Raw genomic sequence first — 13,441 nt, 5'->3', positions numbered from 1 at the left:
TGGGACACGAGAGTCTTTTCTCAAATCCCACTTTTTTTTCTTTATAATACGTTAAAATATCTAGCTTCCGGATGGGCAAAAACAATGGCTGTTACAGAAGCTTCAGGCTCCATCATAAATCCATCTGTTAAACGAATACCAATCTGTTCCGGACTTACCAGCTTAAATAATTTTTCTTGGTCTTCAATATTTGGACAGGATGGGTATCCGAATGAATATCGTTGACCTTGATATTTTGCTGCAAACAGGTCTTGAATTGTCAAATCAACTGGGTCTATGACGCCCCATTGGTCCCGCATTAATTGGTGGACTCTTTCTGCAAATGCCTCTGCAGTTTCAAGTGCCAATGCTTGGACAGCATGGCTTAATAAGAAGTTCCCTTCTTCTTTAAATTGCTCAGCACGCTTCCGTACATTTTTTCCAGCAGTCACTGCTAAAAAGCCAACATAATCCATTTCTCCGCTGTCTACGGAGCGAAGATAATCGGCTAAACAGAGATATGGCTCCATTTGTTGACGCGGGAATGTAAAGGTTTCAAGTACTTTTTTATGATCCACAGGGTCATAAATGATAATCGTGTCACCATCAGCTTGAGCCGGGAAAAACCGATAAATTGCTGAAGGCACGAGTAAGTCGCTTGTTTTAGCTTCCATTAGCAAATGATCAATGGTTGCCTTGATTTCAAGGGCTTTTTCATTTTTCTCTTCAATTAGTTTTTGTATTTTTCCTTTTAGTCCTAAATGATGGCCTAATAGCATTTGCATATTAATAAATGGTTCAATGTGAGCCACCGAATAATCTTTTAAAATATGTTGTTCAAGATCTCTTGGTTGATACACTGGTGTATCTGTAGAGACGGTTGAACGGGCTTTAACTGCTACAGCACCGGAGTGGTCTTGCCCAGTTTCCGCCGCACTTATGACCTTCACTGCTTCTGATTTTTCAGCCATAATCTTTATCCGTTCTTCTTTATCTTGTAAGCGATTGGCCAACTCCAAGCCGCTCATCGCATCTTTGGCATAAAGAACGGGACCATCGTATTCCGTTGCAATTCTTGTCTCTGTAAATTTTCGAGTAAGGGCAGCACCGCCAACAAGAATTGGTGTAGAAATATTTGCCTGCTTCATATCCTGGGCAGTTAAAACCATTTGTTGCGCAGATTTGACTAGTAATCCCGATAATCCAACGATGTCCGGCTTTTCTTCCTCAATTGCTTTAATTAATTCAGCTGGGGCAATTCTAATCCCTAAGTCAATGACCTTATAGCCGTTATTCGTAAGGATGATATCGACTAAATTTTTACCGATATCATGAACATCCCCTTTTACGGTTGCAAGCAAAACTTTGCCTTTGCCGCTATCATTGGCGGTTGTTTCCATAAAGGGCTCAAGGTAGGAGACAGACGCTTTCATTACTTCAGCACTTTGCAGAACCTCCGCAACGATCAGCTGATTTTCATTGAATAATCGGCCCACTTCTGCCATGCCGGCCATTAACGGTCCATTAATGATATCAAGAGGTATATCGTATTCTTTTAAAGCAAGCTCCAAATCTTTGATTAAGCCCTCTTTTGTGCCTTCGACAATATAGTAGGCAAGCCTTTCGGCCAATGTCATATCGTTCTTCGGAATAGTTTCCTCTTTTTTCTTGTCTCGATAAAAGTTCGTAAACTGGGCTAATACTTCATCAGTTGTTTCAAATAAAAGTTTTTCAGCCATCGCAATCTCATTTTTTGGAATCGATGCGAACCGTTCAAGCTTTTCGGTATTCACAATCGCATAATCTAATCCTGCTTGTGTACAATGATATAAAAAGACGGCATTTAGAATTTCCCGGCCGACAGCTGGAAGTCCAAAAGAAACGTTGCTGATGCCTAAAATCGTTAAGCATGTTGGCATCTTTTCTTTAATAAGACGGATTCCTTTTACCGTTTCATTTGCTGAACCAATATACTGCTCGTCACCAGTTCCCACTGGGAAAACAAGCGGGTCAAAAATAATATCTTCAGGTCTTAGTCCATACTTTTCAACCAATAAATGATAGGATTGTTCTGCAACTTCAAGCTTCCGCTCGGCTGTTACGGCCATACCCCTTTCATCAATTGTGCCGACAACAACAGCTGCCCCGTAACGATGGATGAGTGGTACAATTTTTTCAAATCGTTCTTCCCCATCCTCGAGGTTAATGGAGTTGATAATTGCTTTCCCTTGTGAATAGGTGAGGGCTCGTTCGATTACTTTTTCATCCGTCGAATCAATCACAAGTGGTGCCTTAATTTTTTTGACAAGAATATCAAGGAAGTTTTCCATATCCTCCAGTTCATCCCTGTCTGGATTTGCTAAACAAACATCAATGACATGGGCGCCGGTTTTTACTTGGGCCCGGGCAATTTCAGCAGCTTCCTCGTATTGGCCATCGACGATCAGTGTTTTAAACTTTCGTGAGCCAATGACATTTGTTCTCTCACCAACAAAAAGCGGGCGCATGGACTCATCATATATAAGAGGCTCAATTCCAGAGACAGTATGGGTGTGCGTTTCTTCAGGAAATTGCCGCGGTGGATAATTCTTTAAAGTGTTGGCAAGTGCTCTAATATGATCTGGTGTTGTACCGCAGCAGCCACCGGCCATGTTTAGCCAGCCCTTTTCCGCAAAGCCTGCTAGCTTAGTTGCAAGCGATTCTGGTGATTCATGGTATTTTCCATCTTCATCAGGAAGTCCGGCGTTAGGATAACAGCTCACGGCAGTAACAGAGATCTCCGATAATGAGCGGATATGCTCACGCATAAATTCAGGCCCAGTCGCACAGTTCATCCCGACAGCCAAAGGCTTCATATGCAGAATGGAGATATAAAAGGCTTCAATGGATTGACCGGCCAGCGTAGTTCCCATTGGTTCTATTGTCCCTGAAATGATGAGAGGCAGGTTTTTGCCTGTTGCTTGACGGGCCTTTTCAATGCCAACAAAGGCTGCTTTGACATTGCGCATATCCTGACTTGTTTCAAGCAGCAAAAGGTCTACTCCGCCATCAATAAGTGCGCGTGTCTGTTCCTCATAATTAGAAATAAGCTCGTCAAACGTTACGCCTCCGGTTACAGACAACGATTTTGTTGTCGGTCCCATCGACCCGGCGACAAAGCGTGGCCATTCTGGTGAGGAATATTCTGCTTTTACTTTACAAGCGAGTTCTGCTGCTTTTTTATTCATTTCGTAGGCTTTGGCACCAAGTCCATATTCGTCTAATACGAGTTTTGTTGCACCGAATGTATTCGTTTCAACGATATCCGCTCCTGCTTCAAAATAGGCACGGTGAATTGATTCAATCACTTCGGGAGCTGTTACATTTAAATTTTCATTACAGCCTTCATATTGTTCACCGCCGAAGTCATCAGCAGAGAGATTGGCTTGCTGTAACATCGTTCCCATTGCGCCATCAAGTATTAGTATTTTTTTCTTTATCTGTTCTTGCAAGGTATTCTGTAACAATCTAATCTTCCTTTCTAGGCTTAAACTCAATTATTTTTTTCGTGAATGTATTTCACTAGTTCTACTGAAATTTCATAACGCATAAATGGCGTAATTAAGTAAATGCCTTTAAATAATGGAAGAGCAACATCGATTAATGATTTGGCAATGGCGATTCCTTCAGCAGCGGCTTTTTCTCGGTCTGTACCACAATGAGCCATTCTAGTTCGGATATCGTCGGTCAGTTTTATTCCCGGTACTTCGTTATGAAGAAATTCAGCGTTTTGGCTGCTGACAATTGGCATAATTCCAATGTAAATTGGTTTCGTAATATGTTTGGTTGCCTCATAAACTTCTATAAGCTGCTCTTCATTAAAGATAGGCTGACTAATAAAATAATCGGCGCCATGTTCCACTTTTTTCTCCAGTCTTTTTACAGCCTTGTCAAGATGGCGAACATTTGGATTAAAGGCCGCAGCCACTGAGAATGAGGTTTTCTTCTGCAGTGGTTTTCCTGAAAATGACATGCCTTCGTTGGATTGCTTAATAAGATTAATCAATTCAAAAGAGGATAAGTCATAAACGGAAGTTGCTCCCGGAAAATCGCCAACTTTCGTGGGGTCTCCCGTGACCGCTAAAACTTGATTAATACCAAGAGCATCTAAACCCATCAAATGAGATTGAAGGCCAATTAAATTACGGTCCCGACATGTAATGTGGACAAGTGGGCGTAAACCTATGTCATTTTTGACAATGGTGGCCATGGCCATATTGCTTATTCTTGGTGAGGCCAATGAATTATCAGCCATTGTTAAGGCATCAACACCGGCCTCTTTTAAAGCTTTTGCCCCTTCAATAAATGTAGCTGTGTTTAATGTCTTTGGCGTATCCAGCTCGACGATGATGGAGCGCATCTTTGCTGCGATTTCATGAAGATGTGGTTTACTTGGTTGCGATGTAACGGTCACAGCTTCTTCATGTTTAATTTTTACATCTTTATGTGTAATCGGAGCTAATCCCTTAAGTCTTTCAGCAACTGCTTTTATATGTTTAGGTGTTGTCCCACAGCAGCCGCCGATAAGGCGCGCACCTTGATTACGAAGATTAACAGCGCATTCACCAAAATATTCTGCATCAGATTCATAGATTAATCTGCCATCCACATAATCAGGAAGGCTGGCATTTGGATAGGCTGAAAGGAATGCTTTTTTAGGAAGCGGCACCTCTTCCAATGCTTGCGTCATATGGTGTGGTCCTAAGCGACAATTCAAGCCGACTACATCAGCCCCCAGATCCTCAAGCTGTTTGAGTGCTTCATGAAGGGGAGTACCATCCTGTAAAACAGCTACTTCATGAATGGAAACTTCTGAAATAATCGGTAAGTTTGTTTCCTTTCGGGCAATCTGTAAGACCGTCTTTATTTCTTCCAAATCGTAAAATGTCTCTAATAGGATTCCATCAACGCCCTCTAAAAGAATGCTGTACAGTTGTTCGCGGAATGATCGTTTAATTTCCTCAATACTGGCTGCACTCTTTTTAATCCCACGAATGCCGCCAAAGGTTCCCAAAATATATGTGTTTTCCTTCGCCGCTTTTTTAGCAAGGCGAACGGCAGCCGCATTAATATCTTTAACTTGTTCTTGAAGCCCATATCTAGAGAGCTTAATATAGTTTGCTCCATATGTATTCGTTTGAATAACATCGGCACCAGCTTCAAGATAAGTCTCGTGGATCTGTGTAATTCGATCTGGTTGGAGGAGATTTAGTTCCTCAAAGCAAAAATCAACTCCATACGAATAGAGGAGTGTTCCCATTGCTCCATCGGCAATTAAAATACGATTTTGTAATTCTTGTAAAAATCCCATGGTTCCACCTACATAACAATTTTTAATAAAAAAAGTCTCCTTCAATGAAGAAGAAGACTAGTTGACATGTAAACATGTATATTCTTCTTCTTATCTATCTGGAATTAGCACCTGACCTAACGGCTGGTTGCTGAGGCTTCACAGGGCCAGTCCCTCCACCTCTCGAGATAAGAACATAAAATACTCAGGATAGTATTTTTATTTTATATAAATTTACTATAGTATTGCTGGTTTTACAAGATAATTTTGAAATTACTAAAAAATTAGCCTCATTTTAAAATTAAAAATAAAAAATCCCACAGCATTTATAAAATACTGTGGGCCTAAATATTCCCTTCCATACTTCCTAAAAGAAGAGCCTGATTGATGAGCTTGTCCAATTCCTGAGATAATCTTATGGTTGTTATATTAGTAAATCCATGTTGTAGTCCATTACTAATCATTTGTTTACGCTTTTTTTCTATTAAAATATTCAGTCGTTCAATTTGAACATTTGAAGAAATTGTTGTCATAGCGCTAACTCCATTTATATTGTAGTAATAGTAATATTGTAATTGAATTATAACTATTTCAATAATGAATGGATGTGAAATAAGTCACGACGGTTTACAAAAAATAAAAAAAATTACAATTAAAGTAAAAAGTGGTACAGTATTTGAACTGCACCACTTTTCTTATAATATCTATTGGATAGGGTTGCCAACACAATCAAAGCGTGCCACACCTGAATCATCTGTTGTAATTTTGAAAGGCTTATCTTTTCCAGTTCCGAAAACGGCGGAATAAGTTTTCCAACCCCCATCAAGGTTAACAGCTTGAAATCCATTTAATGTTAAAATTCTTGCCGCAAGATAGCCGCGCAATCCAACCTGGCAATTGACGTAAATCGTTTTATCTTTTGGGAGTTCCTCAAGGCGGTCACGTAATACTGGAAGAGGTATATTGATAGCCCCCTTGATAAAACCAAGTTTTAATTCCTCAGGGTTCCGGACATCTACTAAATATCCGCCGTTTGCCACAATATCATCAATCTCATGCCACTGTACTGTTTCGACATCGCCTTCCACGATATTGGAAGCAACATAGCCCGCCATATTAACTGGATCTTTTGCAGATGAATAGGGTGGGGCGTAGGCTAACTCTAAATCCGGCAAATCAAGAACGGTTAAGCCCCCTTTGATAGCTGTTGCAATCACATCAATGCGTTTGTCAACACCATCCTTTCCAATACCTTGGGCGCCATAAATTTTACCTGTTTGTTTATCAAAGATAACTTTTAAGGCGATTTGCGCAGCACCTGGATAATAGCCCGCGTGTGAGCCAGGATGAATATGAACAACCTCGTAGTTTGTAATACCAACACGTTTCAATGTTTTTTCATTATTGCCAGTACTTGCTGCTGTATAATCGAATACTTTAGCAACTGATGTTCCCATTGTGCCATTATATTTTTCTTGTTTTCCGTAAATATTATTGGCCACGATGCGCCCTTGGCGGTTGGCAGGCCAGGCAAGCGGAATAGCTGTCGGCTTTCCGTTTATATAATCAGTGACTTCAATTGCATCACCGAGTGCAAAGATATCTGGGTCACTTGTCTGCAAATATTCATTAACTTTGATGTGGCCGCGTTCGCCAACTTCAAGGCCAGCAGTTTTTGCTAATTCGCTTTCCGGTCTGACGCCAATCGCTAATAAAATCATTTCGGTATCAATTTCTTTTCCACTGTTTAAAACCACTTTTGTCCCATTGTTCTCAAAAGCTTTAACACCGTCTTCGAGAATGAGGTTGACCCCTTTTTCTCTCAAATGCGTGTGTAAAATCGATGCCATTTCAATATCGAATGGGGCCATTACTTGATTTGACATCTCAATTAACGTCACTTCAATCCCACGTTCATGTAGGTTTTCGGCCATTTCAATGCCAATAAAGCCACCGCCGATAACGGCTACTTTTTTTGGATTATTTTGATCCACATAGGACTTGATTGCATCTGTATCAGGAATATTCCGTAATGTAAACAAATTGTTTGCTTCTTTAATTCCCGGTATAGGAGGGACGATTGGTCGAGCACCCGGTGACAATATTAATTGATCATAGCTTTCCTCGTACGTTTCTCCTGTTTGGAGCCTTATAACTGTAACGGTTTTGGCCACGCGATTGATATTCGTTACTTCACTTACATTGCGAATATCCATGTTAAATTTGCCGGACATGCCTTCGACGGTTTGTACTAAAAGTTTATTACGGTCATTGATGACTTCACCAATATAGTAGGGAAGTCCGCAATTGGCGAATGAAATATATTCCCCTTTTTCAAACATAATAATTTGGGAGCTTTCATCTAGACGCCGTAATCTGGCTGCTGCTGTAGCTCCACCGGCAACCCCACCAACGATAATAACCTTTTTCCCCATACATGATTCCTCCTAGTGGAATATTATTATACTTTACCCATATGGGTATATCAACAAAATAAAATAAAAAAAGACAACAGTCAATTGTTTTATTTTTGCTTACTTAAATTTTACTAGGAGAAGATTGGAAAATAAATAAGGGTACATAATCTGTCACTGAATATATATATTTTCTTTATTAACAGCATAATTATAAGCTAAAACTAAACCAATATCTGAAGGGGAAATGTGGTATGCTTTGGAAAGTGGGGAGGATGAGCAATTGAAAGACAAAATATCGCCATTATTGGTATTATTCGCAGCGATTTTATGGGGAACAACGGGTACTGCTCAAGTCTTTGCACCACCTAATACACATCCAATTTCCTTTGGAGCAATGAGATTAGCGTTTGGCGGTGCGACCTTATTACTTTTTGTATTATTGCAAGGTAAATTAACATTAAAAAATTGGCCATTAAAAGAAGTGATCATTGCAGCATTATGTATGGCCTGCTATCAGCCGTTTTTTTTCTCAGCAGTGAAAATGACAGGCGTTGCGATTGGAACGGTTGTGGCAATTGGTAGCTCACCTATTTTAGCGGGAATTATGGAATGGTTATTTAAGCATACGATGCCAAAAAGATCATGGTGGCTTGCGACAGTAGTTGCTATATGTGGATGTTTGTTTCTATTTACAAATGACAATGCTGTTGAGATAGAGCCTATAGGAATTTTGTTGGCATTAGGCGCTGGTTTGTCTTTTGCGACATACACAATTGTTAGCAAAGAGCTTCTCAGAACACAGGCACCAGAGGCGGTAGTTGCTGTTGTGTTCTCACTCGCAGCCTGTTTGCTAGCGCCATTATTATTTATTTTTGACTTGTCATGGTTGTTCCAACTTAATGGTATTGGTACCAGCCTCTATCTTGGAATTTTCGCCACGGGTATCGCTTATTTATTATTTATTAAAGGCCTTGTAAAAATTCCAGCCTCAACAGCGGTTACCCTTTCATTATTTGAACCGCTGACAGCAGCACTCTTGGGAGCTTTTTTGGTTGGGGAAAACCTTACATATAGGTCGTGGTTTGGAGTAGCCCTTATCTTTCTAGCCATTGTAGTTGTTTCGTTAACACCTAAGAAGAGACCTAAAGTAGAAGGGGCGTAGAAAGTAAAAGCTAACTTAAAATTTTACTTTTATAGTAAAATTTCAAGTTAGCTTTTTTATGTTTGCCTTTTAACGATAATTAATAAATTGCACATCAATTGGCAGGTCTGCACCTTTTATAGCCGCTATGATCTGTTGAAGATCATCCCTGCTTTTGCCGGAGACACGGATTTGATCATCTTGGATTTGCGACTTTACTTTTAGCTTTAAATCTTTAATAATTGTATTGATTTTTTTCGCGTTATCCTTGTCAATTCCTTGCACAAGCTTTGCACGTTGCCGAACTGTTCCTCCTGAAGCGGGTTCAATTTTTCCATAATCAAGATTGCGTGTTGGTACATTTCTTTTAATCAATTTACTAATAAGAACATCCTTTAATTGCTCAAGTTTATATTCATCGTCTGAGGTGAGGACTAATTCCTCCTTTTCAAGAGAAATGTCGCTTTTGCTTCCTTTAAAATCATAACGCGTTCCAATTTCCTTTAGTGCCATTGTGACTGCATTGGTAACTTCTTGGGTATCTACCTTTGATACTATATCAAAAGAACTTTCACTTGCCATTTTTATCCCTCCAGAAAATTGCCGATTTGCTTTTATTTTCTATTAAATGTTGGTAAAATGCAACATAATGGATGTGAAATTAGACATACAAATAGAAAGCTGGGATTATGATGGGTAACCTTTTACCAGGAACAATTACAACATTGAAAGTAGGACACGAGGCTCCGTTCGGATATTTTCTTACAGATGGTGAACAGGAAATCTTGCTTCACCAAAATGATATGACAAAGGACGAGCTATTAGAAAATGAGGATATAGAAGTATTTTTATTTCAAGACCGTCAAGGAAGAATGTCTGCAACAATGGAGCTTCCAGAGATAACAATTGAAAAGTTTGGTTGGGCTAAAGTGGAGGAAGTAAAACGGGAGATGGGTGTTTTTGTGAATATCGGCATTGATAAAGCAATGTTGTTATCCAAAGATGATCTTCCGCCGCTTGAACAAGTTTGGCCCCAAGTTGATGACGAAGTTTATTGCTCATTAGAAATCGGTAAAAATGGACGTTTATTCGTTAGGCTTGCTAAAGAAGCTGATTTTGAAGGAATTGCAAAAAAAGCGGACCTATCACTTTTTAATAAAAATGTAGAGGGACAGATTTACCGTACCTTACATGTTGGGTCATTTATTTATACAAATGATGGCTATCTTGGTTTTATTCATGAAAGTGAGCGAAAAGAAGAACCGAGAATAGGCCAGAGAGTGACTGGACGAGTCATTGATGTTAAGGAAGACGGCACAATTAATGTATCGTTATTGCCGCGCAAACATGAAGCGCTGGGGGATGATGCTGAAAAAATTATCGCATACATGGAAACAAGAAATGGGGCCATGCCGTATTGGGATAAAAGTCAACCGGATGATATTGAAGCAAGATTTGGAATCAGTAAAGGGGCATTTAAACGGGCGTTGGGTAAGCTTATGAAAGAAGGCAAGATATACCAGGACAACGGCTGGACGTATTTTAAAAAGGATGAATAATGGGGTGCTGCTTAGCACCCCAACAAAGCTCTTATAGATGATTTGTTTCTTTAGAAAACTGATTTTTGCCGGCTTGGCGGTTTTTTTCGCGCATTTCGTTTTTCTTTTGGCGTTTTGCGTTGTTGTCGGCCGGCTTTTTATCATTATCTTTTTCAATTGAATTCCATGGTTGCATAAAAGATTGCTCCTTCCATTGATAGTCAGGCTTATGTTTTGCCTTATTGGGAAGGATTATGCTTATTTAAAAAGAAGATTGCAATCGTCCCCGGACCAGCATGGGCACCGATTGAACAACCAACAGTATGAATAAGAATTTCCTTTGTACCGAATTCTGCTTTTATTAAGTCCCGCATTGCCTCGGCTGTCTCCAAATCATCGCCATGGCTAATAGCCATCAGTTGGTCTTCGAGGTTAGACCCGCGTTCCCTGATTATTTCAATCATCCGTTTCAGTACTTTTTTGCGCCCTTTTATTTTTTCAAGAGGGACGAGCTTTCCGTCCTCCACATTTAAAATGGGCTTAATGTTAAGTAGCCCGCCCACAAATGCTGAAGCTTTGCTGACACGGCCGCCACGATATAAATATTCCAATGAATCTACAGTAAATAGATGCTCCATATGATTACAGTAAAATTCAATCATAGAAATGATTTCAGTTTTGGATTTACCGTCCTTCGCCATTTCAGCGGCTTTTTTTACAATGAGACCGTGACCTAGGGAGGCGGCTTTTGTGTCAATAATGGTTAAATCGAAGTCTGGATATTTTTCAATCACATCATCTTTTATTAGTACTGCAGTTTGATATGTTCCCGAAAGCTGTGAAGAAAAGGCGATATAGATGCATGGATCTTTTTTTTCTGCATATTTCATGAAAGCTTCCTCAAAACGAGCAGGGGGAACTTGTGCTGTTTTGGGAGCTTTTCCTTTCCGCATTTCATCATATAGTTCTTGTGGTTGAATAGTTTCTAAATCATAAAATTGTTGATCATCAATTTGGACAACAAGAGGTAGCAATTCTATATCTAATAATTGAAATAAGTTTAAGGGCAAATCACAAGCACTATCAGCAAGTATCTTTACGCTCATTTGGAATCTTTCCCTTCAGAATATTACCTTTCCTTCCATATTTTACGTTTAAAAAGAGTAAAATACAATTCAAAGGGAAATGGATATAAGACAGTTGGCTCATATATTTTTTCCTTACATTGGGTTATAATTGAAAGCTAATAGGGAGAATAACAAATATTGTCGAAGCAGCAGGAATTATCGGTGTCTTTCGCAAAGATTAATAGAGAGATTATCAAAAATGTATTAGATTTGGGGAGAGTGTTACTGTATGAATTATAGAAAATTAGGACTTATTACTTCTTTAGCTGCAATTTTGATTATGTCTGCCTGTGGCACCGGTGGACAAGAGAAGGTGAATGTAAAGACGCCTGAACAAGTGGCCGGAACAGAGACACCGACGAATACGAACGGTACAACTGAGACGACTCCGGGGGAAGATCCGCAAACTACACCGGACAGCAATGCTGGTGAAGATCAAGAAGTGGTGAATAGCGATGTTTTTCGCAATATCACGATTACAGGGGATAAAGGAGAGTATGTTGTAAAAGGGGAAGCAAGTGTTCATGAAGGTGTTTTTTACTACACAGTAGAAGATGGCCATGAATACCAAGTGGAAGAAACAAAGGTATCTGTGGAAAAAGGTGCGCCAGCTTGGGGACCTTTTGAATTAAATATTTCCATTCCAGAGGACATGCTTCCGTTGAACGGTACACTTACTTTAGAATTATTCGAAAGAAGTGCTAAAGATAATTCAGCAATCAATCAATATTATACAAAGTTGGATGAATTTGGATATTAATCGTTCGATTTAACAAAAAAACTCTCATTCGTGAGAGTTTTTTTGTTAATAAATATGAATTATTCATGTATAGTAGTAATTAAGCACTATAGTAGGGTAAATGTCTTCTGACGGAGGGATTGGCATGTTTGGCCATAAAAAAGAAATAGATCGTTTGAATGCAGAAAATGCAGAATTACGAGATAGAGTTAAAGAGTTAGAGAATAATCGACATTCAAAAAAGGATATAGAAGCATTATTAGATAGTTTGTATAAGGAGTTAACAGGTACTGTTAGTCAACATGAATTTGTAAATGAACAGCACCAAGTGCTTGCTGATTTTGTAATAAAAATAAAAGAGCGGTTTGACAAAGTAAACAAAATCAGTGAACAATCCAACGCTATTTCTGGAGAGATGACTGAAAAAGGACAAGCACTCATCGAGTCTACTACAGAAATGGTACACCAATCTAAGGAAGGCCGAGATTCGGTTAGTAAAGTTGAAACGTTGATTAAACATTTAGGTGAGCAATCTAAAGAAACATCTGCCAGTATGACACAATTGGGAATCCGCTCTAAAGAGATTGAGGATATTGTAAAAGTCATTACAGATATTGCCGAACAAACAAATTTGTTGGCGCTTAATGCATCAATCGAAGCTGCACGAGCTGGTGAACATGGCAAAGGGTTTGCCGTTGTTGCGAGTGAGGTTCGTAAACTGGCTGAAAATACGGCTAACAGTACGAAAAATATTAGTGAATTAACAAAAAAAATTCAGCTTGAAATTGATCAAGCATTACAAGCAAATGAAAAAAGCATCCAATTTGTAAATGAGGGCATTGGGTTAAGCACAACTACAACAGAAAAAATTGATCAAATACAAAACGTCATCCAATCTGTACAAAAAGAAGTAAATGACGTCATTGAGACGATTAAGGAGCAAAAGGAATTTAGCCAAGATGTTATGCAGGAGATTAGCGTAACAACGGATATATTTGCCGAGGTAAATCATGCCATCATGAAGCATATCGAAGATGCTGAAGTCGTAGATCAAAAATTAGCGTCAGGCATAAGCCAATTGAAACAGGCAAAAAGTAAATTTTAACTTCATGATTCTATTCTAAAAAAAAGCGCAAGCACCTTTTAAAAGTTAAAGGTGCTTGCGCTAATT

Annotated in this window: 11 protein-coding genes and 1 riboswitch; of the genes, 4 read left to right on the top strand and 7 right to left on the bottom strand. The window is 39.2% G+C overall.

Annotation, left to right across the window (positions count from 1 at the left end):
* Positions 1-41: 41 nt before the first annotated feature.
* From metH to cdr, 4 genes are all read right to left on the bottom strand, one after another.
* Positions 42-3,425, bottom strand: coding sequence for a methionine synthase (gene metH, locus ACNQFZ_RS05615; RefSeq protein ID WP_458415323.1), 3,384 nt, complete (start codon positions 3,423-3,425; stop codon positions 42-44).
* A gap of 86 nt (positions 3,426-3,511) precedes the next feature.
* Positions 3,512-5,329: a bifunctional homocysteine S-methyltransferase/methylenetetrahydrofolate reductase gene (locus ACNQFZ_RS05610; RefSeq protein ID WP_458414364.1), complete on the bottom strand. Its 1,818-nt coding sequence runs from the start codon at positions 5,327-5,329 to the stop codon at positions 3,512-3,514.
* An 87-nt stretch (positions 5,330-5,416) separates the two neighbouring features.
* Positions 5,417-5,503: riboswitch (SAM riboswitch) on the bottom strand.
* A 149-nt stretch (positions 5,504-5,652) separates the two neighbouring features.
* Positions 5,653-5,841: a Spo0E family sporulation regulatory protein-aspartic acid phosphatase gene (locus tag ACNQFZ_RS05605; RefSeq protein ID WP_458414363.1), complete on the bottom strand. Its 189-nt coding sequence runs from the start codon at positions 5,839-5,841 to the stop codon at positions 5,653-5,655.
* Positions 5,842-6,012: 171 nt separating this feature from the next.
* Positions 6,013-7,743: a CoA-disulfide reductase gene (gene cdr, locus ACNQFZ_RS05600; protein ID WP_458414362.1), complete on the bottom strand. Its 1,731-nt coding sequence runs from the start codon at positions 7,741-7,743 to the stop codon at positions 6,013-6,015.
* Between the two features lie 262 nt (positions 7,744-8,005).
* On the opposite strand from cdr, the gene ACNQFZ_RS05595 reads away from it, so the two are divergent.
* Entirely contained in the window at positions 8,006-8,887 is an 882-nt protein-coding gene (locus ACNQFZ_RS05595; RefSeq protein ID WP_458414361.1) for a DMT family transporter, read from the top strand.
* Positions 8,888-8,956: 69 nt separating this feature from the next.
* On the opposite strand, the gene ACNQFZ_RS05590 is transcribed toward ACNQFZ_RS05595, so the two are convergent.
* On the bottom strand, positions 8,957-9,448 hold the full coding sequence (locus tag ACNQFZ_RS05590; RefSeq protein WP_458414360.1) for a YajQ family cyclic di-GMP-binding protein: 492 nt from the start codon (positions 9,446-9,448) through the stop codon (positions 8,957-8,959).
* 110 nt (positions 9,449-9,558) lie between these two features.
* Here ACNQFZ_RS05590 and ACNQFZ_RS05585 point away from each other — a divergent pair, with 110 nt between their 5' ends.
* Complete coding sequence (locus tag ACNQFZ_RS05585; protein WP_458415322.1) at positions 9,559-10,425, top strand: CvfB family protein; 867 nt, start codon at positions 9,559-9,561, stop codon at positions 10,423-10,425.
* A gap of 31 nt (positions 10,426-10,456) precedes the next feature.
* Here the strand turns inward: ACNQFZ_RS05585 and ACNQFZ_RS05580 are convergent, their stop codons facing one another.
* Complete coding sequence (locus tag ACNQFZ_RS05580; RefSeq protein ID WP_458414359.1) at positions 10,457-10,600, bottom strand: DUF3941 domain-containing protein; 144 nt, start codon at positions 10,598-10,600, stop codon at positions 10,457-10,459.
* 43 nt (positions 10,601-10,643) lie between these two features.
* Positions 10,644-11,510 carry a DegV family protein gene (locus tag ACNQFZ_RS05575; protein ID WP_458414358.1) on the bottom strand — a complete coding sequence of 289 codons (867 nt, stop codon included), beginning with the start codon at positions 11,508-11,510 and terminating at the stop codon, positions 10,644-10,646.
* Between the two features lie 250 nt (positions 11,511-11,760).
* On the opposite strand from ACNQFZ_RS05575, the gene ACNQFZ_RS05570 reads away from it, so the two are divergent.
* Entirely contained in the window at positions 11,761-12,291 is a 531-nt protein-coding gene (locus ACNQFZ_RS05570; protein WP_458414357.1) for a Gmad2 immunoglobulin-like domain-containing protein, read from the top strand.
* A gap of 124 nt (positions 12,292-12,415) precedes the next feature.
* Positions 12,416-13,375 carry a methyl-accepting chemotaxis protein gene (locus tag ACNQFZ_RS05565; RefSeq protein ID WP_458414356.1) on the top strand — a complete coding sequence of 320 codons (960 nt, stop codon included), beginning with the start codon at positions 12,416-12,418 and terminating at the stop codon, positions 13,373-13,375.
* Positions 13,376-13,441 lie beyond the last annotated feature (66 nt).

It is taken from the genome of Schinkia acidoalkalinis (assembly GCF_054301215.1).
The sequence above is the reverse complement of the archived record's forward strand: the minus strand, read 5'-3'. Positions and strand labels throughout refer to the sequence as shown.

Excerpts from the sequence above, each read along its gene's own strand:
- metH (WP_458415323.1), bottom strand. The coding sequence starts at position 3,425 with ATGGGAACGATGTTACAGCAAGCCAATCTCTCTGCTGATGACTTCGGC.
- ACNQFZ_RS05610 (WP_458414364.1), bottom strand. The coding sequence starts at position 5,329 with ATGGGATTTTTACAAGAATTACAAAATCGTATTTTAATTGCCGATGGA.
- ACNQFZ_RS05605 (WP_458414363.1), bottom strand. The coding sequence starts at position 5,841 with ATGACAACAATTTCTTCAAATGTTCAAATTGAACGACTGAATATTTTA.
- cdr (WP_458414362.1), bottom strand. The coding sequence starts at position 7,743 with ATGGGGAAAAAGGTTATTATCGTTGGTGGGGTTGCCGGTGGAGCTACA.
- ACNQFZ_RS05590 (WP_458414360.1), bottom strand. The coding sequence starts at position 9,448 with ATGGCAAGTGAAAGTTCTTTTGATATAGTATCAAAGGTAGATACCCAA.
- ACNQFZ_RS05585 (WP_458415322.1), top strand. The coding sequence starts at position 9,559 with ATGGGTAACCTTTTACCAGGAACAATTACAACATTGAAAGTAGGACAC.
- ACNQFZ_RS05580 (WP_458414359.1), bottom strand. The coding sequence starts at position 10,600 with ATGCAACCATGGAATTCAATTGAAAAAGATAATGATAAAAAGCCGGCC.
- ACNQFZ_RS05575 (WP_458414358.1), bottom strand. The coding sequence starts at position 11,510 with ATGAGCGTAAAGATACTTGCTGATAGTGCTTGTGATTTGCCCTTAAAC.
- ACNQFZ_RS05570 (WP_458414357.1), top strand. The coding sequence starts at position 11,761 with ATGAATTATAGAAAATTAGGACTTATTACTTCTTTAGCTGCAATTTTG.
- ACNQFZ_RS05565 (WP_458414356.1), top strand. The coding sequence starts at position 12,416 with ATGTTTGGCCATAAAAAAGAAATAGATCGTTTGAATGCAGAAAATGCA.